The 23,008-nt window shown below is 73.3% G+C and carries 20 protein-coding genes and 1 pseudogene; 10 read left to right on the forward strand and 11 right to left on the reverse strand.

All coding sequences use genetic code 11. From position 1 onward, the window contains the following. Positions 1 to 126 precede the first annotated feature (126 nt). The 6 genes and pseudogenes from SACTE_RS28895 (at position 127) to SACTE_RS28915 (ending at position 6,223) form a co-directional block, all read left to right on the forward strand. Entirely contained in the window at positions 127 to 1,698 is a 1,572-nt protein-coding gene (locus SACTE_RS28895) for a GMC oxidoreductase (RefSeq protein WP_014049554.1), read from the forward strand. Continuing rightward, positions 1,695 to 2,783 (forward strand): glycine betaine/L-proline ABC transporter ATP-binding protein, encoded by a 1,089-nt coding sequence (locus tag SACTE_RS28900; RefSeq protein ID WP_014049555.1) that lies wholly within the window; start codon positions 1,695 to 1,697, stop codon positions 2,781 to 2,783. The genes SACTE_RS28895 and SACTE_RS28900 overlap by 4 nt, the downstream gene beginning before the upstream one ends. Beyond that, a complete protein-coding gene (locus SACTE_RS28905) occupies positions 2,783 to 4,762 on the forward strand; it encodes an ABC transporter permease subunit (protein WP_014049556.1) in 1,980 nt (659 codons plus the stop codon). Before SACTE_RS28900 ends, SACTE_RS28905 begins: the two co-directional genes overlap by 1 nt. Positions 4,763 to 4,764: 2 nt before the next feature. Continuing rightward, on the forward strand, positions 4,765 to 5,757 hold the full coding sequence (locus SACTE_RS28910) for an ABC transporter substrate-binding protein (protein ID WP_014049557.1): 993 nt from the start codon (positions 4,765 to 4,767) through the stop codon (positions 5,755 to 5,757). 140 nt (positions 5,758 to 5,897) lie between these two features. Beyond that, a pseudogene (locus SACTE_RS34120) lies at positions 5,898 to 5,987 on the forward strand (PadR family transcriptional regulator); the annotation flags it as partial. A gap of 44 nt (positions 5,988 to 6,031) precedes the next feature. Continuing rightward, complete coding sequence (locus SACTE_RS28915) at positions 6,032 to 6,223, forward strand: hypothetical protein (protein ID WP_019992992.1); 192 nt, start codon at positions 6,032 to 6,034, stop codon at positions 6,221 to 6,223. A 67-nt stretch (positions 6,224 to 6,290) separates the two neighbouring features. Here the strand turns inward: SACTE_RS28915 and SACTE_RS28920 are convergent, their stop codons facing one another. From SACTE_RS28920 to xylB, 5 genes are all read right to left on the reverse strand, one after another. Beyond that, a complete protein-coding gene (locus tag SACTE_RS28920) occupies positions 6,291 to 8,198 on the reverse strand; it encodes an ABC transporter ATP-binding protein (RefSeq protein WP_014049558.1) in 1,908 nt (635 codons plus the stop codon). A 112-nt stretch (positions 8,199 to 8,310) separates the two neighbouring features. Further along, complete coding sequence (locus SACTE_RS28925; protein ID WP_014049559.1) at positions 8,311 to 9,183, reverse strand: universal stress protein; 873 nt, start codon at positions 9,181 to 9,183, stop codon at positions 8,311 to 8,313. A 152-nt stretch (positions 9,184 to 9,335) separates the two neighbouring features. Further along, positions 9,336 to 10,190: a hypothetical protein gene (locus SACTE_RS28930; protein ID WP_014049560.1), complete on the reverse strand. Its 855-nt coding sequence runs from the start codon at positions 10,188 to 10,190 to the stop codon at positions 9,336 to 9,338. Next, the gene (locus SACTE_RS28935) at positions 10,190 to 11,464 is read right to left on the reverse strand and encodes a VWA domain-containing protein (RefSeq protein ID WP_014049561.1); all 1,275 of its coding nucleotides are present in this window, start codon (positions 11,462 to 11,464) and stop codon (positions 10,190 to 10,192) included. The genes SACTE_RS28930 and SACTE_RS28935 overlap by 1 nt, the downstream gene beginning before the upstream one ends. An 82-nt stretch (positions 11,465 to 11,546) precedes the next feature. Beyond that, positions 11,547 to 13,028, reverse strand: a complete 1,482-nt coding sequence (xylB, locus tag SACTE_RS28940; protein WP_014049562.1) for a xylulokinase — start codon at positions 13,026 to 13,028, stop codon at positions 11,547 to 11,549. Between the two features lie 210 nt (positions 13,029 to 13,238). Between xylB and xylA the strand changes: the two genes are divergently transcribed. Further along, positions 13,239 to 14,408, forward strand: a complete 1,170-nt coding sequence (xylA, locus tag SACTE_RS28945; protein WP_014048996.1) for a xylose isomerase — start codon at positions 13,239 to 13,241, stop codon at positions 14,406 to 14,408. Between the two features lie 72 nt (positions 14,409 to 14,480). On the opposite strand, the gene SACTE_RS28950 is transcribed toward xylA, so the two are convergent. The 4 genes from SACTE_RS28950 to SACTE_RS28965 all read right to left on the reverse strand — a co-directional run bounded on the left by SACTE_RS28950 (position 14,481) and on the right by SACTE_RS28965 (position 17,812). Continuing rightward, positions 14,481 to 15,737 (reverse strand): ROK family protein, encoded by a 1,257-nt coding sequence (locus SACTE_RS28950; RefSeq protein ID WP_014049563.1) that lies wholly within the window; start codon positions 15,735 to 15,737, stop codon positions 14,481 to 14,483. Positions 15,738 to 15,922: 185 nt separating this feature from the next. Then, the gene (locus tag SACTE_RS28955) at positions 15,923 to 16,570 is read right to left on the reverse strand and encodes a DUF305 domain-containing protein (RefSeq protein WP_014049564.1); all 648 of its coding nucleotides are present in this window, start codon (positions 16,568 to 16,570) and stop codon (positions 15,923 to 15,925) included. Next, positions 16,567 to 17,217, reverse strand: coding sequence for a DUF3105 domain-containing protein (locus SACTE_RS28960; protein WP_014049565.1), 651 nt, complete (start codon positions 17,215 to 17,217; stop codon positions 16,567 to 16,569). Before SACTE_RS28960 ends, SACTE_RS28955 begins: the two co-directional genes overlap by 4 nt. 157 nt (positions 17,218 to 17,374) lie before the next feature. Beyond that, on the reverse strand, positions 17,375 to 17,812 hold the full coding sequence (locus SACTE_RS28965; RefSeq protein WP_014049566.1) for a hypothetical protein: 438 nt from the start codon (positions 17,810 to 17,812) through the stop codon (positions 17,375 to 17,377). 58 nt (positions 17,813 to 17,870) lie between these two features. Here SACTE_RS28965 and SACTE_RS28970 point away from each other — a divergent pair, with 58 nt between their 5' ends. Beyond that, entirely contained in the window at positions 17,871 to 18,758 is an 888-nt protein-coding gene (locus SACTE_RS28970) for a phospholipid scramblase-related protein (protein ID WP_014049567.1), read from the forward strand. 191 nt (positions 18,759 to 18,949) lie between these two features. On the opposite strand, the gene SACTE_RS28975 is transcribed toward SACTE_RS28970, so the two are convergent. Next, positions 18,950 to 19,711 carry a VOC family protein gene (locus tag SACTE_RS28975; protein ID WP_014049568.1) on the reverse strand — a complete coding sequence of 254 codons (762 nt, stop codon included), beginning with the start codon at positions 19,709 to 19,711 and terminating at the stop codon, positions 18,950 to 18,952. 184 nt (positions 19,712 to 19,895) lie between these two features. On the opposite strand from SACTE_RS28975, the gene SACTE_RS28980 reads away from it, so the two are divergent. Next, positions 19,896 to 21,581 carry an FUSC family protein gene (locus SACTE_RS28980; RefSeq protein WP_014049569.1) on the forward strand — a complete coding sequence of 562 codons (1,686 nt, stop codon included), beginning with the start codon at positions 19,896 to 19,898 and terminating at the stop codon, positions 21,579 to 21,581. After that, complete coding sequence (locus tag SACTE_RS28985) at positions 21,578 to 22,084, forward strand: MarR family transcriptional regulator (protein ID WP_014049570.1); 507 nt, start codon at positions 21,578 to 21,580, stop codon at positions 22,082 to 22,084. Before SACTE_RS28980 ends, SACTE_RS28985 begins: the two co-directional genes overlap by 4 nt. A gap of 42 nt (positions 22,085 to 22,126) precedes the next feature. On the opposite strand, the gene SACTE_RS28990 is transcribed toward SACTE_RS28985, so the two are convergent. Beyond that, the gene (locus tag SACTE_RS28990) at positions 22,127 to 22,936 is read right to left on the reverse strand and encodes an IclR family transcriptional regulator (RefSeq protein WP_014049571.1); all 810 of its coding nucleotides are present in this window, start codon (positions 22,934 to 22,936) and stop codon (positions 22,127 to 22,129) included. Between the last annotated feature and the right edge of the window lie 72 nt (positions 22,937 to 23,008).

Genomic DNA, 23,008 nt, shown 5'->3' on the forward strand with positions numbered 1-23,008 from the left:
ACGCGCGCGTCGCACGGGGCGGTCCATGCGCTGACGCCCCGTCAACCCCGGCCTCCCGCCCCGCCGTTCCACACCACGCGTACACGCCAGCACCTCGACAGGATCTCGCAGAAGGAGTAGAGCACCATGCCGCCGTCCTCCCGCCCCGCACGTCCCGAACCCGCCGACTACGTCGTCGTCGGCGGCGGTACCGCAGGCTCCGTCATCGCCTCCCGCCTCACCGAGGACCCCGACGTCACCGTCACGGTCATCGAGGGCGGCCCCACCGACATCGACCGCGAGGACGTCCTCACCCTGCGCCGCTGGCTCGGCCTCCTCGGCGGCGACCTCGACTACGACTACCCCACGACCGAACAGCCACGCGGGAACTCGCACATCCGGCACAGCCGGGCCCGGGTCCTCGGCGGCTGCTCCTCGCACAACACGCTGATCAGCTTCAAACCGCTGCCCGGCGACTGGGACGAATGGGCCGAGGCGGGCGCCGACGGCTGGGACGCGGCCTCCATGGACCCGTACTTCGCCCGGCTGCGCAACCACATCGTGCCCGTCGACGAGAAGGACCGGAACGCCATCGCCCGCGACTTCGTCGAAGCCGCCACGGCCGCCGCCGGGGTCCCGCGCGTCGAGGGGTTCAACCGCCGGCCCTTCCACGAGGGCGCCGGCTTCTTCGACCTGGCCTACCACCCGGAGAACAACAAGCGCTCCTCGGCGTCCGTCGCCTACCTCCACCCGCACATCGAGGCGGGGGACCGCCCCAACCTCTCGATCCTGCTGGAGACCTGGGCGTACAAGCTGGAGTTCGACGGCAACCGCGCCACCGGGGTCCACGTCCGCACCAAGGACGGCGAGGAGATCCTGCTGCGCGCCACCCGTGAGGTCATCGTCTGCGCCGGCGCGGTGGACACCCCCCGGCTGCTGCTGCACTCCGGCGTCGGACCGGCCAAGGACCTCGACGCGCTCGGCATCCCCGTCGTCCACGACGCCCCCGCCGTCGGCGAGAACCTGCTCGACCACCCCGAGTCGGTCATCGTCTGGGAGACCGACGGACCCATCCCCGAGAACTCCGCGATGGACTCCGACGCGGGCCTCTTCGTGCGCCGCGACCCCGGATCCCGGGGCCCCGACCTGATGTTCCACTTCTACCAGATCCCCTTCACCGACAACCCGGAGCGCATCGGCTACGAGCGGCCCGAGCACGGCGTGTCGATGACCCCGAACATCCCCAAGCCGCGCAGCCGCGGCCGCCTCTACCTCACCAGCGCCGACCCCGAGGCCAAACCCGCCCTGGACTTCCGCTACTTCACCGACGAGGACGACTACGACGGCCGCACCCTGGTCGACGGCATCAAGCTCGCCCGCGAGATAGCCAAGACCGAGCCGCTGGCGCACTGGCTGGGGCGCGAGGTCTGCCCCGGCCCCGAGGTCACCTCCGACGAGGACATCAGCGCGTACGCCCGCGAGGTCGCCCACACCGTCTACCACCCGGCCGGAACCTGCCGGATCGGCGCCCCCGGCGACCCGGCCGCCGTCGTGGATCCGCAGCTGCGGATCCAGGGCCTGGACGGCATCCGCATCGCCGACGCCTCCGTCTTCCCGGCCATGCCCGCAGTGAACCCGATGATCGGCGTCCTGATGGTGGGCGAGAAGTGCGCCGAACTGCTCCGCACGACCGCGACCCACGGAGGCGACGTCCGATGAGCGAATCCACCGCACCCGCACCGGCGCGCACCACGTCCGGATCCGCGGCACCCGTCTTCTCCGTGCGCGGCCTCTGGAAGGTCTTCGGCCCCCGCGCCGAACGCGTCCCCGGCAGCGAGTACGCCGGCCTCCCGCCCGCCGAACTGCGCGAGGCCACCGGCTGCACCGCCGCCGTGCGGGACGTCTCCTTCGACGTCGCCAAGGGCGAGGTCTTCGTCGTCATGGGCCTCTCCGGCTCCGGCAAGTCCACCCTCGTACGCTGTCTGACCCGGCTCGTCGAGCCCACCAGCGGCACCCTGACCATCGACGGCGAGGACGTCCTGGCCATGGACCGCGGCCGGCTGCGGGAACTGCGCCGCCACCGGGCCGCGATGGTCTTCCAGCACTTCGGACTGCTGCCGCACCGCACCGTCCTCGACAACGTCGCCTACGGGCTGGAGATCCAGGGCCTGGGCAAGGCCGCACGCCGCGCCAAGGCCGCCGAACTGGTGGAGAAGGTCGGCCTCGCCGGTCTCGAGAACCGCCGCCCCGCCCAGCTCTCCGGCGGACAGCAGCAGCGCGTCGGGCTGGCCCGCGCACTCGCCGTCGACCCCTCCGTCCTCCTCTTCGACGAACCGTTCAGCGCCCTGGACCCGCTGATCCGCCGTGAGATGCAGGACGAGGTCGTCCGGCTGCACCGGGAGGAGGGCCGGACGATGGTCTTCATCACCCACGACCTGAGCGAGGCGCTGCGCCTGGGCACCCGCATCGCTCTCATGCGCGACGGCGGGATCGTGCAGCTCGGCACCCCCGAGGAGATCGTCGGCTCACCCGCCGACGACTACGTACGCGAGTTCGTCCGCGACGTACCGCGCGAGCAGGTCCTCACCGTCGCCACCGCCATGCGCCCGCCGACCGCCGGCGACGGCGAAACCGGCCCGGCCCTGCGCCCCGACGCCACCGTCTCCGAAGCGATCGAGGCGGTCGTCCGCTCCCAGCAGCCCACCGCCCGCGTCATGGACGACGGCCGGCTCCTCGGGGTCGTCGACCACGCCTGCCTGCTCGACGTCGTCGCCGGTACGGGGGCCCACGGGGTGAGCGTCTGATGGCCACCGCACACGCCCCGGCCTCCGCCGCCGGACCCGGCACCGGTGGCCCGCTCGCCGCGCTGCGCGGCCGTCCCGCGCTCGGCAAGCTGCTCCTGCTGCTGGCCGTCGCCGCCGTCGCCGTGCCCCTCGTCCACGCCCGCTGGGGCGGCGGAGCGTGGCCCGGTGCGCTGACCGCCGACCTGAGCGCACCACTCGGCGAGGTCAACGACTGGATCGTCTCCAACCGCGACAGCCACCCGCTGTTCGTCTACTTCCTCGGGCACGTCAGCAACGCCGTCGTCCTGTCCGTCCGCGGCGTCTACCTGGCCCTCCTGGCGCTCGGCTGGGCCGGTGTCACCGCCGTCGCCGCCCTCGTCGCCTGGCGTACGGCGGGTGTACGGCTCGCCGTGACGGCCGGTGCCTGTTTCGTGGTCTGCGGGCTGCTCGGCATGTGGGTGCCGACCATGCAGACCCTCGCCCTGATGGTCGTCGCGGTCCTCGCCTCCGTCGTCCTCGGGATCCTGCTGGGACTCGCGGCCGGGCTCTCGGACCGTACGTTCCGCTTCCTGCGGCCCGTCCTGGACACCATGCAGGTGCTGCCCGCCTTCGCCTATCTGCTGCCCGTCGTGCTGGTCTTCGGGATCGGCGTGCCCGGCGCGGTCCTGGCGACCGTCGTCTACGCGGCCCCGCCGATGGCCCGGCTCACCGCGCTCGGGCTGCGCGGGGCCGACGCCGGGGTCATGGAGGCCGTGACCTCGCTCGGCGCGACCGGCCGCCAGCGGCTGCTGACCGCCCGGCTGCCGCTGGCCCGCAAGGAGCTCCTGCTCGGCCTCAACCAGACCATCATGATGGCGCTGTCCATGGCGGTCATCGCGTCCGTCATCGGCGCGGGCGGTCTCGGCGACCGCGTCTACCAGGCACTGTCCTCCGTCGATGTCGGTGCCGCGCTGGCCGCCGGGATCCCGATCGTGCTGCTGGCCGTCGTCCTGGACCGCACCACCGAGGCCGCCGGGCGGAAGGCCGGCACCGAACCCACCGGACGGGCCGCCCTGCGCGGAGCACGCGGCTGGGCGCTCGCCGCGGTCCTCGCCGCCGCCGTCGCGGTCGTCGGACGGCTGGGCGGTGGACGCGTCTGGCCCGAGGGCGGTGTCGTGCCCGTCGCGGGCCCGGTCAACACGGCCAAGGACTGGATGGTCGACCACCTCTACACCGGCATCCCCGTCATCGGCGGAACCGCCGACTGGGCCGCCCACTTCACCAGCTGGATCCTCAACCCCCTCCGCGGCGGACTCCAGGGCCTGCCCTGGTGGTCCGTGCTGCTGATCGTCGCCGCCCTCGCCTGGACCATCGGCACGTGGCGCACCGCGCTCACCGCCGTGCTCGCCATGGCCGCCATCGGGGTCCTCGGCGTCTGGGAACCGTCGATGGACACCCTCAGCCAGGTCGTCGCCGCCGTCGCGGTCACCCTCGTCCTGGGCTTCGCCGTCGCCGTCGGCGCCGCCCGCAGCGAACGGCTGGAGCGGGGCCTGCGCCCGGTCCTGGACGTCTTCCAGACCATGCCGCAGTTCGTCTACCTGATCCCCGTCGTCGCCCTCTTCGGCGTCGGCCGCGCCCCGGCCGCCGCGGCCGCCGTCGTCTACGCGCTGCCCGCCGTCGTCCGCATCACCACCCAGGGGCTGCGGGGCGTGGACCCCGCCGCGATGGAGTGCGCCCGCTCGCTCGGCGCCACCCCCGGGCAGCAACTGCGCCAGGTGCAACTGCCGTTGGCCAGGCCCGCCTTGCTGCTCGCGGTCAACCAGGGCGTCGTCCTGGTCCTCGCGGTCGTCATCATCGGCGGTCTCGTGGGCTCCGGCGCGCTCGGCTACGACGTCGTGTTCGGCCTCGCCCAGGGCGACCTGGCCACCGGCCTCGTCGCGGGCGCCGCCATCGTCTGCCTGGGACTGATGCTGGACCGGGTCACCCAGCCGACCGCCCGCCGCTCGCGGAAGGAGAGCTGACCATGGCTCGCACCACCCCCCGTACGGCCGCCCGCGCCCGGACGCGCACGTCCGCGACCGTCGCGTCGGCCGCGGCCCTGCTGGCCGTCACCGGCTGTGGCGCGGCGGACATGACCAAGCAGGCCTCCCCGTTCGCCGCCCCGGCCGACATCAAGACCGTCACGCTCTCCGTGCAGTCCTGGGTCGGCGCCCAGGCCAACGTCGCCGTCGCGAGCAAGCTCCTCCAGGACGAACTGGGCTACCGCGTCGACCTGGTCCAGACGGACGAGGTCCCCGCCTGGGACGCCCTCAGCCAGGGCCGGGTGGACGCCATCCTGGAGGACTGGGGCCACCCCGACCAGGAGAAGCTGTACGTCCAGGACAAGAAGACCATCGTCCCCGGCGGCGACCTCGGCGTCACCGGCCACATCGGCTGGTACGTCCCCAAGTACTGGGCCGACGAGCACCCCGACGTCACGGACTGGAAGAACCTCGACAGGTACGCCGACGAACTCCGCACCCCGGAGAGCGGCGACAAGGGCCAGCTGATGGACGGTTCGCCGTCCTACGTCACCAACGACAAGGCGCTGGTGAAGAACCTCGGCCTGGACTACAAGGTCGTCTTCGCCGGCTCCGAGGCCGCCCAGATCACCCAGATCCAGCAGTTCGCCAAGGCGAAGAAGCCCTTCCTGAGCTACTGGTACCAGCCGCAGTGGCTCTTCAACGAGGTCCCGATGGTCGAGGTGAAGCTTCCCGAGTACACCGACGCGTGCGGCGCCAAGGCCCCCGCGGACATCGACTGCGCCTACCCGACGACCCCGCTGCAGAAGTACCTCAACGCGGACTTCTCACGGCGGGGCAAGGACGCGGCGGCCTTCCTGAGGAAGTTCTCCTGGTCGGAGCGCGACCAGAACGAGGTGTCCAGGATGATCGCCTCCGACCGGCTCACCCCGGACGAGGCCGCGGAACGCTGGATCGCGCGGAACCCGGACATCTGGAAGAAGTGGCTGGACTGACCCCGGCTCAGGACCGGTAGGGAGAGTGGCAGGCGTCCGCGCCGCCGGAGGCCGACCTCCGGGGGCACGGACGCCCCGGACCGAGGATTCCGGCTGTCGACTATTCACTCAGTACATGTACTGCGTATGGAGTCACTCGCATGAGCACCCGTCATGTCCTTCCGGGCCTGCTCGCCGCCGGTCCACGCCACGGCTACGACCCGAAGCGGCAGCACGACGCCCGCTTCCCGCCGACGGCCTGTGCGGCGGCCTCCCCCTGAAGTCGATCGGCGCGGTGATCGCACCGCGGCCGGCCACGGCCGAGGCCGAGTCGTGGACGTCGAGGCACGAGGCCTTGGACCGGGTCCGGTGCAGCGTTCCTCCGGAGTCCCGGCCGGCGGAGGAGCGGGCCACCGGCAGGTGGTCCGTCGAGCACACCGTCTCGTTCACCGTGGAACTGCACGAGAAGACCGAATGCGCGGCCTGATGGCCGAGCTGAAACGGTGAGCCGGGGCCCCGGGCCTCCGCGCGGCCCGGGGCCCTGTCCGCGTGACCTACGCGGGCGCGCGGCGGTCGGCGGGCCGGACGGCCTCCTCGGCCTCCGGCCGGTCGAACTGGGTGCGGTACAGCTCCGCGTACCGTCCCCCGATGGCCAGCAGCTCGTCGTGGGTGCCCCGTTCCACGATCCGCCCCGCCTCGACCACCAGGATCAGGTCGGCGGCCCGCACGGTGGACAGCCGGTGGGCGATCACCACGGCGGTGCGGCCCTCCAGCGCCTCGGCCAGGGCCTCCTGGACCGCCGCCTCCGAGGTGGAGTCCAGGTGCGCGGTCGCCTCGTCCAGGATGACCACCCGCTGACGGGCCAGCAGCAGCCGGGCGATGGTCAGGCGTTGGCGTTCGCCGCCGGACAGCCGGTAGCCGCGCTCACCCACGACCGTGTCCAGGCCGTCCGGCAGCGAGGCCACGAGACCGTCCAGCCGGGAGCGGCGCAGCGCGTCCCAGACCTCGTCCTCGGTGGCGTCGGGCCGGGCGATCAGCAGATTCGCCCGCACGGACTCGTGGAAGAGGTGTCCGTCCTGGGTGACCATGCCGAGCGTCTCGCGGATCGACTCCGCGCTGAGGTCCCGTACGTCGACGCCGTTCAGGCGCACGCTGCCGGCGTCGGCGTCGTACAGCCGGGGGAGCAGTTGGGCGACGGTCGACTTGCCCGCCCCCGAGGAGCCGACGAGGGCGACCATGCGGCCGGGCGCGGCGGTGAAGGAGACGTCGTGGAGCACCTGGGCGCCGCCCCGCCGGTCGAGCGTGGCGACCTCCTCCAGGGAGGCGAGGGAGACCTTGTCGGCGGACGGGTAGCCGAAGGAGACGCCGTCGAACTCCACGGCCACCGGCCCGTCCGGGACCCGCCGGGCGTCGGGCCTCTCCTCGATCAGCGGCTTCAGGTCGAGGACCTCGAAGACCCGCTCGAAGCTGACCAGGGCGCTCATCACCTCGACCCTGGCGCCCGCCAGTGCGGTGAGCGGCGCGTAGAGCCGGGTGAGGAGCAGGGCCAGGGAGACGACCGCGCCCGGTTCCAGGCTGCCGCGCAGCGCGTAGAGGCCGCCGAGCCCGTAGACCAGCGCGAGGGCCAGTGCGGAGACCAGGGTGAGCGCCGTGATGAACGTGGACTGGAGCATCGCCGTACGGACGCCGATGTCCCGCACCCGGCCCGCCCGGGCGGCGAACGCCGCGGATTCGTCGGCGGGGCGCCCGAACAGCTTGACCAGGGTCGCGCCCGGTGCCGAGAAGCGCTCCGTCATCCGGGTGCCCATGCTCGCGTTGTGCCCCGCTGCCTCCCGCTGGAGCGCGGCCATCCGGGAGCCCATCCGCCGCGCCGGCACGACGAACACCGGCAGCAGCACCAGGGCGAGCAGGGTGATCTGCCAGGAGATGGTCAGCATCACGGCCAGTGTCAGCACCAGGGTGACGAGGTTGGAGACGACGCCGGAGAGCGTGTTGCTGAAGGCCCGTTGCGCGCCGATCACGTCGTTGTTGAGCCGGCTGACCAGCGCGCCCGTCCGGGTGCGGGTGAAGAAGGCGACGGGCATCCGCTGGACGTGGTCGAAGACCGCCGTGCGCAGGTCCAGGATCAGCCCCTCGCCGAGCGTCGCCGACAGCCACCGGGTGAGGAGGGCCAGCGCCGCCTCCGCGACGGCGATCAGGGCGATCAGCAGGGCGAGACGGGTGACCGTCCCGCTGTCGTCACCCCGCACGATCGCGTCGACGACCCGCCCCGCCAGCACCGGTGTGGCCACCGCGAGCAGCGCGGTGACCACACTCAGCAGCAGGAAGCGGAGGATCCGCGCCCGGTGCGGCCGGGCGAACGTCCCGATGCGGCGCAAGGTGGCCCGGGAGAAGGGTCTGCGGCCCTCCTGCGCGTTCATCGCACTGTGCAGTGACGTCCAGGCGGTGACTTCCATGTCCATGCGGGCGATACCTCCGAAGCTCGGGTCCGTACGCGGGGAACGCTAGGACCTCAAGTTTCCTTGAGGTCAACACGCGTGCCCCCGGCCGGTGCCAGGTGCCGCCCGTCCGGCCTCAGGCGTGCGGCACCACGGCGACCGCGCACGGCGCGTGGTGGAGCGCGGCGTGGGTGACGGAACCCAGTCGGCGTACACCCGGTTCATGGGTGCGGCGGCCGACGACCAGGAGCTGGGCGCCCTCGGTGCGGGAGAGCAGGACCTCCGACGCCGGGCCCGCCCCGACCTGTTCGACGACCTCGACCTGCGGGTACTTCTCACGCCACGGCTTCAGGGCGTCGGCCAGGATCCGCCGGTGCACCGGCTCCAGCCCGCCCTGCTGCTCGGCCACCCACATCGATCCAGGGCTCCACATGAGGACCGGGGGGACCTCCCACGCGTACACGGCGCGCAGCGGCACACCGCGTTCGGCGGCGGCGCCGAACGCGAAGTCGAGCACCGGGCCTCCGGCCGTCTCCGCGTCCTGCACGCCGACGACGACGTCCCCGGAGGGCCGCGGCGCGGGAGCGTCCGGATGCGTCTCGCGCACCATGACGACCGGCCTGGTGGTACGGCGCAGCACGTGCAGGGAGACCGAACCGATCAGATAGCCGGCGAGCGTCCCGTAACCCCGCGAGCCGAGCACGAGCATCCGCGCCCGGGCGGCCTCGTCGACCAGGGTGGGCACCGGATCGCCGACGACCAGCTCGGCAGAGACGTCCAGCGAGGGATGCGCGGCGGTGACCCGGGACTCGGCGTCGCCCAGCACGGCGCGCACCATGCGCTCCTCGGCCTCCCGGTCCCCGACGTAGGAGGTGTCGCCGGCGCGCCACGCCCAGGCGTACACCAGCCGCAGCGCCGCCCCCCGCCGGACGGCCTCGTGCGCCGCCCAGTCGGCGGCGGCGACGGAATGGCCCGTTCCGTCCAGCCCTACGGTGATGGTGACCGGCATGATCGCCTCCTGGTGGGAAAAGGATCTCGGGCCCATCCTCCCCGAGGCCTCCGGCGGCGCTCACCCCGGCCTCCGGCGAGTGCCCCGTACACGCCGAGGGCCGCCGAGCGGGTCCGAACCCGGCCGGCGGCCCTCGGCGTCGTGGCTCCGCGTCAGAAGCCCGGCGGGACGTGGGACGGACGCCCGCGCCCGCGGGTCAGGTTGTAGCCGAACACCGCGGCGAGCGCGGCGAGTACGCCGCCGCCCACGGTCCACAGCCAGCGGTCGGTCCACCAGCCGGACGTCCAGCCGTCCTCGGGCTCGCTGCCCGGCGCCGCCTTCGGCCGCTCGTCGTCACCGCTGTCCCCGGACACCGCCTGTGCGACGGAGGACGCCCCCGGCACCAGCGGCTCGGAGAGCGTGCCGTCCACGTCGTGGGAGCCGCCCTTGTCGACGGAGGTGACCCGGGCCTCGGCACGGACCGGCAGACCCAGGTCCTCCTCCGCCAGGTCCACGACGGTCAGCCGTACGTAGTAGCTGCCGGGCAGCGGGTCGTTCGCCCACGGCTCGGACCAGGCGCGCACGGTACGCAGCACGCACGACAGCTCGACGGTGTTCGCGTCCGGCGCTGCCTTCCGGGTCTGGTGGCCGTACATGCACGCCTGACGGCGGCGCAGCCCGTCGTACACGTCGACCTGCCAGGTCGACGCGCCGTGCCGGGTGGCGCTCTCGGGGAGCGTCACCTTCGCGCGGACGGTGGCCCGTTCGCCGGCGTCGGCGGGGAAGACCCAGTACAGGTAGTCACCCGTGGACGCCTCGGCCGTGGCCGTCTGCTCCTGCTGGACCGGCGTGGCGGTACGGAAGGTGGTGCCCGCCTCCGTCGGCCCGGCGCCCTCGTCGTCGGCCGGGCTCGCGCTCGCCGACGGGTCGTCGGCCAGGGCCGCCCCCGCCGAGGTGAGCAGGGCGGTCCCGGCGAGCAGGACCCCGGCGCACACGCGCCCGAGACGGTTTCTGCGGGTGGTACGCATCAGTTGGTCCTCCAGACGGCGATACGCCAGCGCGAGATCCAGCCGGTCAGCAGGCCCGCGACCAGCCCGGTCAGCACCAGGGCGCCCAGCAGCCACCAGCCCCGCCCGAGACCGAACGCGGCGACGTCGGACGCGTCGTCCGGGCCGTCCACGAGATCGATGGTCAGCTCGACGGGCATGCCGGGAGTGGTCTTCACGGACGCGGGAGCCGAGAAGGAGTTGCCGAGGTCGAGGCAGACGGTCTCGGCCGGGGGCTCCTCGCCGTCCACGTCGTCCAGTTCGGGCTTCGGGTACCGCAGCCCCGCCGAGATCGCGTCCGTGCGCCCGGTGCCGGACTCCGAGCCCCGGACGATCTCACGGCCGTGGGTGGTCACCGCGCGCAGCAGCACACCGTAGTCGTTGTCGACGGCGCGGTCCGCCGAGACGCTCACCGAGGCGCGCAGCTCCTGGCCGGGCCGGACGTCCACCCGGTACCAGCGGTGCTTGCCGATCTCCTGGCGGTCGGTGTACAGACCGGCCTTCAGCTCGGGGGCCGACGAGCAGCTGCCCGCGCCCTCGGTGGCCACGGGGGTGATGGTGGGCTCGGCCGCCCGGTCGACCAACTGCTTGACACGGCCGGAGAGTTCGTCGGCGTGCTGGACGGCGGTGTAGGTGCCGCCGGTGGCCTCGGCGATGCAGGTCAGCTGCTGCCGGATCTTGGCGTTCGGCACCAGACCGAGGGTGTCGATGACGAGGTGGATGCCGCGGGCGGCGATGTCACGCGCGACCTCGCACGGGTCGAGCGGCCCGCAGGTGTCCTCGCCGTCGGTGATCAGCACGATCCGCCGGGTGGCGTCGCCGCCGTCGAGGTCGTCGGCCGCGCCGAGCAGGGCCGGGCCGATGGGGGTCCAGCCGGTCGGCGCGAGCGTGGCGACGGCGGTCTTGGCCTCGGTGCGGTCGAGCGGCCCGACCGGGTAGAGCTGCTTGGTGTCCTTGCAGCCCACCTTGCGGTCGTCGCCCGGGTAGTTGGCGCCGAGCGTCCGGATGCCGAGCTGCACCTCCTCGGGCACCGCGTCCAGGACGTCGTTGAACGCCTGCTTGGCCGCGCTCATCCGGGACTGACCGTCGATGTCCCGGGTGCGCATGGAACCGCTGACGTCCAGGACGAGTTCGACCTTGGGCGACAGGGCGGAGGGGGGTTCGTCTGCGGCGGCCGGGAGCGCGGTGCCGAGCCCGGCGGCCAGGGTGGCGAGCAGAACGCACACCCCGGCCGTCAGCCGTTTTCTTATGATCATCGACGGATCCTATTGAAGATCCGCGGTCATCCCCAAAACCGGTCCGGTCCCGGCCACTTCGGGGCGCGGGGCACAGCCCGGGTCAGCCCCCGAGCAGCGGCACCGAGGCCCGGTCGAGCACCGAGCCGATCCGGTCCCAGGCCTCCGTGTCCCGTTCCACCGCCGGGAGTTCGGCGTCCTCGGCCGCCGCGTTCCAGCGGGTGGCCACCGCGACCGGGTCGCCGCCGCCGGCCGCGGACGCGGCGAGGGCCGCCGCGCCCCGGGCGACGAGTTCGCCGCTGCCGGGCACGATCAGGGGGCGTCCGGAGAGCCGGCGCACCGTCTCCACCCAGGTGCGCCCCTGGGCGCCGCCGCCGATCAGCCTCAGCGGCCGGGCGGCCACCTCGGGGTCGGCCGGGTCGAGACCGCAGGCGCTCGACAGTTCGTCCAGCGCGCGCAGCACGGTGAAGGCCGCGCCCTCGTAGGCCGCGCCCAGCAGCTGCTGCGGTGTGGTGTCGTGTCGCAGGCCGGTCAGCAGACCGGCGGAGGTCGGCAGGTCCGGGGTGCGCTCCCCGTCCAGGAAGGGGAGGAGCACGGCCTCGCCGCCGGGCACCGCGTCGTCGCGGTGCAGTCCGAGCAGAGTGGCGACCTTGTCCACGGCCAGCGTGCAGTTGAGCGTGCAGGCCAGCGGGAGGTACGTGCCGTCGGCCGCCGCGAAGCCGGAGAGGGCCGTGGAGGCAGGCCGGGCGAGGGAGGCGGCGAAGACCGTCCCGGAGGTGCCGAGACTGAGGACGGGATGGTCCAGCAGCCCGGCGCCGCCCAGCCCGAGGCCGACCGCGGCGCTCATGTTGTCCCCCGTGCCGGCCGCGACGGCGATGCCCTCGGGCAGCCCCAGCGCCCCGGCCGCCGAGGCGGTCAGCGAGCCGATCCGCACCGCCCCGGTCGCGGCTACCGGAGGCAGCAGCGCCTCGTCGAGTCCGAGCAGTCCCAGCAGCTCGGGGTCGTAGGCGTGGGTCCCGGTCGAGTACCAGCAGGTGCCCGAGGCGTCACCCGGGTCGGTCGCCGCGGTGCCCGCGAGCCGCTCGGTCAGGAAGTCGTGCGGCAGCCGTACGGCTGCGGCGGCCTCCGCGTTCGACGGATCGTTCTCCCGCAGCCACTGCCACTTCGAGGCCGTCATGGAGGCCACCGGCACCGTGCCGGTGCGCGCGGTCCAGGCGTCGGGCCCGCCCAGCTCGGCGGTGAGCGCCGCGGCCTGCGGCGCGGAGCGGGTGTCGTTCCACAGCAGCGCCGGGCGCAGTGGGCGGCCGGACCGGTCGAGCACCACGAGGCCGTGCTGCTGTCCGGCGACGGCGATCCCGGTGACCGAGGACGCGGACAGACCGGACTCCTTGAGTCCCCCGGCCACCGCGTCGCACAGCGCCCGCCACCAGACCTCGGGGTCGCTCTCGCGGGCCCCGCCCTCGCCCGTGACGACGTGCGGGGCGCGGCCGACGGCCAGCAGCTCGCCGGTGACGGTGTCGATGACGGCCGCCTTGGTGGACTGGGTGGAGCTGTCCACGCCGATGACGACGGTACGCGGCGGCATGGGCCACCTCTTCCTCGCTCGCTTGTTTTGATCGTGCGACGAACAAATTACGTGATCGTCGCCCACGCCAACAGAGGCGGGCCGGGTTTTGTCGTATCAGGGGGTTACGTCGACAGGCTGCCTCGTGACACATTAATAATGTCACTGAACAAATCAGTCGGTCCCCGGTGGGCCGACGCCCCACCCGACGTACACGAAGGCGGACAGACGATGCCGGAGCGTTTCACTCCCACTCCTGAGGACAAGTTCACGTTCGGTCTGTGGACCGTGGGCTGGCGGGGCAACGACCCGTTCGGTGAGCCGACGCGTCCGGTGCTGGACCCGGTGGAGTCGGTCGAGCGGCTGGCGGAGCTCGGTGCGCACGGGGTGACGTTCCATGACGACGACCTGATTCCGTTCGGGTCGGACGACCGTGAGCGGGCGCGGCTGGTCGGGCGGTTCAGGGAGGCGCTGGAGCGTACCGGGCTCAAGGTGCCGATGGCGACGACGAACCTGTTCACGCACCCGGTGTTCAAGGACGGCGGGTTCACCTCCAACGACCGTGACGTGCGGCGGTTCGCGCTGCGCAAGGTGATCCGCAACATCGATCTCGCGGTGGAGCTCGGCGCGCAGACGTATGTGGCCTGGGGCGGGCGTGAGGGCGCCGAGTCCGGTGCGGCCAAGGACGTGCGGTCGGCCCTGGACCGGATGAAGGAGGCCTTCGACCTGCTGGGCGACTACGTCACCGAGCAGGGCTACGACCTGCGGTTCGCGATCGAGCCCAAGCCCAACGAGCCCCGCGGTGACATCCTGCTGCCCACGATCGGGCACGCGCTGGCCTTCATCGAGCGCCTGGAGCGCCCCGAGCTGGTCGGGGTGAACCCGGAGACCGGGCACGAGCAGATGGCCGGGCTGAACTTCCCCCACGGCATCGCGCAGGCCCTGTGGGCGGGCAAGCTCTTCCACATCGACCTCAACGGCCAGTCCGGGATCAAGTACGACCAGGACTTCCGCTTCGGCGCCGGTGACCTGCGCCAGGCGTTCTGGCTCGTGGACCTCCTGGAGACGGCCGGCTGGGACGGCTCACGCCACTTCGACTTCAAGCCGGTACGCACCGACGGCATCGACGGGGTGTGGGAGTCCGCGAAGAACTGCATGCGCAACTACCTCATCCTCAAGGAGCGCGCCGCCGCCTTCCGCGCCGACCCCGCCGTCCAGGAGGCCCTCACCGCCTCCCGCCTCGACGAACTCGCCCGCCCCACCGCCGACGACGGCCTCAAGGCACTCCTCGCCGACCGCACCGCCTACGAGGACTTCGACGCCACCGCCGCCGCCGAACGCTCCATGGCCTTCGAAGCCCTCGACCAGCTCGCCATGGACCACCTCCTCAACGTCCGCTGAACAGGCTGCCGTGAGCGACGGCACCGAAGGACCACGCCCCCGGGCCGCACACCGTGCGGTCCGGGGGCGCCGTCAGGCACCCACCGGCTCCGGCCGGGCGTACGCCGCCGGGTCCGCCAGCACGTCCTGCACCACCAGTGCCGCCGCGCCCCGGGCCGCGTCACCCGCCACGGACGAGGCGCGCAGCCTGCCGCTGCCCCGGGACCAGAGGCCCGACACCACGCGGCCCGTCAGCTCCGCGTCGGCGGGCGCGGACAGCCACGGCATCAGGTTCCGGTAGATCCCGCCCAGCACCACCGCGTCCGGGTCGAACAGGTTGACCGCACCCGACAGCACCCGGCCCAGCATCCGGCCCGCTTCCGCCACGGCCGCGACGGACCGGGGGTCACCGGCCTGCGCCCGCCGCTCCAGCTCCATCACCCCGGCCGCTCCGCCACCGGGCGCCTCGATCCCCGCCGCCCGCAGCAACGCGGTCTGCCCCGCGTACTGCTCCAGACACCCGCGCGAGCCGCACCGGCACTCAGGACCGTCCGGGTCCACCACCACGTGCCCGATCTCCCCGGCGAACCCGTGCGCGCCGCGCAGCAGTTCGCCGTCGAGTACCAGGGCGCCGCCGACACCGATCTCGCCGGTCAGATACAGGAAGCTGCGGACCGCGTCGAGCCCGCCGAACCACAGCTCGGCCAGCGCCGCGAGGTTCGCCTCGTTCTCCGAACGCACCGGCAGCGGGACGGCCCGGGGGCGCAGCCCGGCGAGCGCGCCGGCGAACAGCTCCTCGGCCGGCACCTGGTTCCAGCCCAGGTTGGGTGCCTGGCGCACCGCGCCGCCCGAGACGAGACCGGGCAGCGCCAGCACCGCCCCGACCGGATACAGGTCCTGCTCCCGGGCCGAGTCCAGGGTGCGGGCCGCGATCCTGGCGGCCCGGCCCAGCACCTCGCCGGGCGGAGCGCCCCGGTTGTCCAGGTGCTCGGTCTGCCGGACCCGGCCGGTGCCCGCCAGGTCCACCACGCACACCGACACGTAGTCGATGTTGATCTCCACGCCGAGCCCCGCGGGGCCGGTGCGGGCCACCTTCAGAGCGGTGCCGGGCCGCCCGGCCTGCCCGCTGAACGTCTTGCCGGACTCGGTGAGGAAGCCGCTGTCGAGCAGCTGCTCGACGAGCGAGGACACCGCGGCCCGGGTGAGGCCGACCCGGGCCGAGACCCCGGCGCGGGTCGCCTCGGCCGCCTCGCCCTCGTCACGCACCGCGCGGAGCACGAGGCTGAGGTTGTGACGCCGCACGGTGTCCTTGTCGGCCTTGGGCCCCAGCGGTGTGAGGTAGCTCTTCATATCGTCGAAGAGCCTATGGGATGCCCGGCCGCCCGAAGCATGCGGTCACCACCGCGGCCTGCCACCCGCATCCGCCGGGCCCCGGCCGTCCGCCCCGACGGCAGGCCGGGCGCGGCGGCACACGGCCACCACGCCCGGCCCCGCGCCAGGCGTCGCCGGGCCGGGCGGGACCTTCGGGAAACGCCCTACGGCCGGGCGCCCCGGGCCCTCAGCATGTCGGCCATGAGAGCGATCTCCGACTCCTGCGCCCGGGCCATGCCCGCCGCCAGGTTCCTGATCTCGTCCGTCCCGGCCGAATCCGCCGCCGCCCGCGCCATGTCCGCGCCCGCCCGGTGATGGACCGTCATCAGGCGCAGGAACCGCACCTCGGCGTCCCGGCCCTCGGCCGCGCGCAGTCCGTCGAGCTCGGAATCGGTCGCCATCCCGGGCATCAGCGAGCCGTCGGCCGCGCTGACGGGGTGGCCCATCCACTCCATGGGCGGCCGCTCCGAACTCTTCGGCCGGTCCCACGACTCCAGCCAGCCCAGCATCATGCCCCGCTGGTTGGCCTGGGTGTTGATGATGTCGTACGCGAGCCGGCGCACGTCCTCGTCGTCGGTGCGGTCCCGCACCAGGAACGCCATCTCCACCGCCTGCTGGTGGTGGACCGACATGTCCCGGGCGAACCCCACGTCGGCCGAGCCCTCCGCGGGGACGGAGACGGAGGCCCCGGAGCCGGACGGGGACGCCGCCGAGGGCCGTACGACCATCAGCAGCACCAGTCCCACGGCCACCAGGAACACCACGACTCCCGCCGTCACCAGCGGCCGGGAGGCGCGCGACGCCGGGGTCATCCCGCGACCCCGCCGCTGCACGCGGCACCGGGCTCGGGCGTCTGCGGGCCCTGTACGTACTTGGTGAAGAACTGGGCAACGCGGGCGTCGGTGGCGCTCTTCACCGTGACCTGCTTGCCCCAGGCGCTGAGCATCAGCGGGTCCTTCTGATCGGCCACCGGGCTCATCAGGGAGTACGGAGTCTTCCCCACGCGCTCGGCGAGCGCCTTGACGTCGGCTTCGTCGGCCTTGTCGTTGTACGTGACCCAGACGGCGCCGTGTTCGAGGGAGTGGACCGCGTTCTCGTTCGGTATCGCCTTCGTGTAGACGTCGGCGTCGCAGTTCATCCAGACCGGGTCGTGGTCACCGCCGACGGGAGGGTTCATCGGGTAGTCGACGGCCTTCTCCACGTGGTTCTGGGTCAGGTCGTCCCAGGACCGCTCCCCGGTGACGGGGGAGCTCTTGGCCTGCTCCTCGGCCTTGTCCTGTTCGTCGGCGGCGGACATCAGATAGCCGCCGCCGACGACGAGGCCGGCGATCACGACGACGGCCGCGGTGATGGTGACGAGGCGACCGCGCCGCTCACGGGCCCGCTCCTTGCGGCGGGCCTCCTCGAGCTTGGCGCGGCGGGCGGCGGCATTGCTGTTCTGGTTCTTGGCGGAAGACATGTCGGTCCTCGGGTTCGGCACGACGCGGGTGGGCCGCCGTGCGCCGTCCACGGGACGGGGCGAGCGGGGCTGCGTCGGCGAGGGCAGGGGGAGAAGGCGTGAGGAGGCCGTTCCCCGGCCGCGCCTGTGCGCGGGCCGCGGAGCGGAGGTCCGGCTTCTAGACCCTCTGAACCTGGAGACGGAGATGATCGACGGAGCCCGCGCCGTCGTCGGAGGGGCCGCGGATGGCCGCCGAGCCGGTGAGCGGCGGGGTCGGGACGGCGGCCGACGCACGGGCGCACGGAAGGGCGAGCGGGGCCGTCGGGCCGGGCAGAACGACCGGCGCCGAGTGGTCCGCCGCACCGTGGCAGGAGCTTCCGCTCCCGCGCTCACCTGGGGCGTCGGCCACGACGAGCGCGACGGCGGGTGCCGGGACGTGGGTGTGCACGGCGGGGGCGGCGGCCGACCGGTGGTGCGACGCCGAGGCGGCGGCCGGGGAGCAGCAGAAGAACACGGCGATCAGCGCCAGGATCCAGCCCAGCACTGCGGGCAGCGGGGCGGTCACCCCGCCCCGCTGCCCGTCCGCGCGCTCACTCGGCCTGGTCATCGGCACCATCGTAGTATGTGAAATTTCAAAGAGTGTGGCCTACAGAGGGGCAGGATAGTGTGCCCCGGTGACGACGCAATCGAACGTACCTGCGGGCTGGCATCCGGACCCCCACGGCGCACCCCAGCTGCTGCGCTACTGGGACGGCTCGCAGTGGACCGAGCACACGCATCCGGCCCAGGGCCAGTCCGTGCCCGTCCAGGCGGCGGCCCCCGCCCAGCCGCAGGTGGCCGCCGCCCAGCAGCCGGGATCCTTCCCGCAGGCGGTCCCTCAGCACCAGGCGGCCCACCAGCACCCGACGGCGCCCCAGCGGGCAGCGGCCCAGCACGCCCCGCAGCAGGGTCCGGTCAGCTCCGGATCGCTGTTCGACCAGCCGGTCCTGGTCGTGAACCAGAAGGCCAAGCTGATCGAGGTCACGAACGAGTACCGCGTCTTCGACCAGCACGGCGCCACCGTCGGTTCGGTCGTCCAGGTCGGCCAGAGCGCCCTGCGCAAGGTCCTCCGTTTCGTCTCCAGCATCGACCAGTACCTGACGCACCGGCTGGAGATCCGCGATGCCCACGGTCAGCCGCAGCTGCTCCTGACCCGGCCCGCGAAGTTCATCAAGTCCCGGGTCGTCGTGGAGCGCCCGGACGGTCGGCCCGTCGGTGAGATCGTCCAGCAGAACGCCATCGGCAAGATCAATTTCGCCATGCTGGTCGACGGCCGGCAGGTCGGCGCGATCAGGGCGGAGAACTGGCGTGCCTGGAACTTCGCCGTCGTCGACCACAACGAGGCCGAGGTCGCCCGGATCACCAAGACCTGGGAGGGGCTGGCGAAGACCATGTTCACCACGGCGGACAACTACGTGCTGCAGATCCACTACCAGCTGCCCGAACCGCTGCTGAGCCTCGTCCTGGCGACGGCCCTGACCGTGGACACCGCCCTCAAGCAGGACGCCCGCGGCCTCGGCTGATACTCCGAGGGGGCGGCCTCCGCGGAACCCCCGGCGGCCCGGGCCGCGTCCGGATACCCCTCGAAGGCACCCGGCGCCGGGAGCTCCGGCACGCCGACGGATGGTGCGACACGCACCCGCACGCCCGCGTCCGGGACGGGGGCCGGACCGTCTGAGTCCCGGCGCCCCGCTCGCCGCCACGGGCGTGGCCGTCACGGCGTGTGGATCCCGAACGGGGCGCCCTGGGGATCACGGAGTACCGCGACCCACGGTCCGCCCGGCACCGGCGTGGGCGGCACGAGCTGTTCCCCGCCCGCGCCCAGCGCGGTGGCGGCGGCCGCCTCGACGTCGGCGACCGAGAAGTAGGGCAGCCAGCCGGGCGGGGTCGCCGGCTCCTCGGACGTCTCGTCGTCCTGGATCTCCTTGAGACCGCCGAATTCCGCACCGTCCACACCCCAGCGCGTGGACCGCCCCGCGGAGTGGACCGTCCAGTCGAACACCGCCGGATAGAAGGCCAGGGCGCTCCCGGGGCCGTCGGTGCGCAGCTCCACCCAGCTCAGGGTGCCCGGATCGTTGAACCGCCTCACACCCGTGAAGGCGCGGGCCTGCCAGAGGGAGAACGCCGCACCGGAGGGATCGGCCGCCACCGCGAACCTGCCCTGGTCGAACACGTCCAACGGCTCCGTCAGCGGGGTGCCGCCCGCCGACCGCACGTCCTCGACCGCACCGTCGACGTCCTCGGTGGCGAAGGAGACCGTCCAGGTCGGCGGCTGGTCCGGGCGGTGGACGGGGCTGAGGGCGGCCACGGGGTCCTCGCCGAGGTGCGCCACCGTGTAACCGCCCGCCTCGGGACGCGGGTCGGTCGCCGACCGCCAGCCGAACAGTGCTGCGTAGAAGGTCTTGGCGGCGGCCACGTCCGGGGTGCTCAACTCGACCCAGCAGGGGCCGCCGATCACCGGTTCGGTGAGCTTCATGCTGTTTCCTCCCGAAGCGCGCGACAGGACACATTCCTACGCTGTTGTGCAGCACGCTATGACCGGCCGCAGGCGGCGGCGACCGGAAGGGCGTGCGGCCGGGGTGGCGGAAGCGCACCCAGCTGCTTCACTGATGTTTTATAGGTGTAATACCTGTTAACGTAAATAGGTGAGTGATACATCTATGCGATCCCGGAGACCGTCCACCCCCAGACTGCCGGTGACCGGCACCCTCCGGCTGAGGAGTCCGGCGGAGACCTGGTACAAGCCCGCGCTGAGCGTGGTCGTCGCCTCCGGGGTGCCGAATCTGCTGCTGTACTCCCTCGACCGGCTCGACCTCGTGATGTACACGATGGCCGGCTCGCTCTGCGCCCTGTACGGGCACAACCTGCCGTACGCCCGCCGCGCCCACACCGTGGCCCGCGTCGTGCTCGGCATGGTCGCGGGTCTCGCCGTCGCCCTGCTGACCGCGGCGGCCACCGACTCGACCGCCGTCCTGATCGCCGTCGGGGCGGTCCTGGCGGCCGTGCAGAAGACCTTCTGCGACGCCACCCGCATCGGGCCGCCCGGCAACGTGATCTTCAGCTTCGTGACCTCGGCGGCCCTCTTCGCCCCGCAGGAGCTCGGGCAGGTCCCCGGCCATCTCGCCCTCGCCCTCGCCACGGGCGCCTTCGCCTGGCTGATCACGGTCGGGCCCGCGCTGCGCCGCCGTGAGGGACCCGAACGCCGTGCCACCGCCCGTGCCCTCGACGCCGCGGCGGCCTACGTTGCCGACCCCGGCCACCGCACCCGGCACGCCGCGGCGGCCGCCGTCCAGGCCGCCTGGCAGTCCCTCCTCGCCGCCGGCCGCCCCACCGCCGTACGCCAGGAGCTCGAACGCCTCGTCGTCCACGCCGAGCGGGCCCTCGCCACGGCCACCGGCGAGGGGTCCCGGGGCGCCGACGCGGAGCGACTGGCCCGGTGGGCCGCGCAGACCCGGGGCCGCGGCCCCATGCCCGGTCCGCCGCCCGCCCCCGGCACGGTCGAGCAGCTCTTCGGCATCGACGCGGAACGGGCCAGGCAGCGCAACCGGCGCGGACGGCGCGAGGCCCGGACGAGATTCCTGCGTGCCCTGGCCCCCGGCTCCCCGGTGCTGCCGATCGCCCTGCGCACCCTCGTCGGGTGCGCGACGGCCGGTTATCTGTCGTACGCCCTCGGTGTGGGCCGCCCGTACTGGGCGATCGTCACCGCGGCCGCCGTGTACCAGCCCAACGCCACCCAGTCCTGGAGCCGGGCGCTCCAGCGCGTCTTCGGCAACCTCGTGGGCGTGCTCGTCTTCGCCGCCGTCATCCCGGTGGCCCGGCTCGGCCCGCTGGCCCTGGTGCTGAGCGTGCTCTGCTTCAACTTCGCCGCCGAGGCACTCATCACCCGCAACTACTGGCTCGGTTCCGTCGCGGTCACCCCGATGGCCCTGCTCGTCGTGGAGTTCGCGGGCAGCCACCCCGCCCGGGAGCTCATCAGCGACCGCGCCCTGGACACCCTGGTCGGTGCCGCCGCCGGACTGCTCGCCGTGTTCGCCGTGCCCAACCGGCGGGCCGGCGGGCGCGTCGAGCAGGCCCTCGCCGCGACGGGTGAGGCGCGGGAGCGCGCCGAACGCCTGCTGGCCGAGCCCGACGTCGACCCGCTGACGCTCGAAGCGGCCCGCAGGCGGCTGACCTCGTCCCTGGTCGAACTGCGCGACGCGAGCGACGTCGCGGCGGGGGAGTGGTGGCAGCGTGCCCTGCCCGAGGAGGACATGCTCGCCGCCGAGCAGGCCGGACACCGTACGCTCGCGGCGACAGCACAACGGCAGGGGCTGATCACCCTGCCCCCGGCGAACGGAGCGGTGTGACCGACGACATCGTGGCAGCGGTGGTACGGCAGTGGCAGGCCGTCAACCCGGACCTGGACACCGAACCGATGCGGCTCATCGGCCGCATCAACCGCTGCGCGGCACTCCTCCAGCAGGCCGAGGACGCGCCGCTGCGCGCCGCCGGGCTGACCCGGGGGGAATTCGACCTCCTCGGGGCGATGCGGCGCAACGACCGGGAGCTCACCCCCGGCGAGCTGGCCCGGGAGACCTTCTCCTCCGGCGCCGCCGTCACCAAGCGGCTCCGCACCCTGCAGGACGGCGGACTGATCGCCCGCCGCAGCGACGCCAGGGACCGCCGCGTCGCCTACCTTGGCCTCACCGACGAAGGACGCGCCCTGGTGGACCGCCTGCTGCCCGAACAGCTCGCGTACGAGCGCTCGGTGCTCTCCGGTCTCGACGAGCGAAGCCGCGAAGGACTCAGCGGACAGCTCGGCGAACTGCTGATCCAGCTGGAGGGCCGCCTCGGCGGAGGCCGCCGCTGACCCCGGCGCGGCGACCGCCCCGGTACGGTCGGAACGGGCCGCTCACCCGGCGGCCCCCGCCACCAGCGCCGCCTGCCGCAACTGCCCGGCGCGCTCGGCCAGTGACGCGTCGGAGCCCCGGTCGGCGGGCGAAGAGGCGCTCAGTGCCAGCCGGTCGCGGCGGCCGGTCCCCGTCAGCGGCACCGCCACCGCGTAGAGGCCCGGGACCCACTCCCCCCGGCTGAAGGCCCTGCCCAGCTCACGGACCTCCGCCAGCTCGGCCAGCAGCGCGGACCGGGACACCAGGGTGCGGGAGGTCACCGCGGGGAGCCGCTCCTGCGGATACAGCGCGCACACCTGCTCGGTGGTCAGCCGGGACAGCAGCACCTTGCCGGCCGCCGTCGCGTGCGCGGGGCGCACCCGGTCCGTCTCCAGGCCCACCCGCACCGGCTGCGTGGACGCCCGGCCGTCGGTGACCAAAACCCGGTCCTCCACCAGCGCCGCGCTCTCCACCGTCTCCCCGGTCCGCCGCACGGCGTCGTCCAGGACGGCGCCGACCCGCTCCCGCACCGTCGGGCCGAGGCCCGCCGGGCGGCCCAGGCGCAGCAGTTCGGGCCCCGCCTCGTACCCCCGGCCCGAAGGGTCCCGCACGGCGAAGTCCCGTCCCTCCAGCGTGCTGAGGACGCGGTGCGCGGTCGACCGGCCGACGCCCAGCCGTCCGGCGGCCTCGCTGACGGTGACGGTGTGCTGGACGAGGAACAGCTGCATCAGCCGCAGCCCGGTGTCCAGCGATTCGATCGTGTAGTTCCGAGTCGTCGGGCGGGGTTCCACCGACGGCGGACCGTACGACTCGTACATGTGTCCGTCGATCAAGGTTCTGCTCCTTTCGATCCGATTCGCTCGCATGTGCGTTTGTCTCGCTCTGCGGTGCGTCTGAAACCGTAC

The organism is Streptomyces sp. SirexAA-E (assembly GCF_000177195.2).
Lineage (GTDB): Bacteria > Actinomycetota > Actinomycetes > Streptomycetales > Streptomycetaceae > Streptomyces > Streptomyces flavovirens.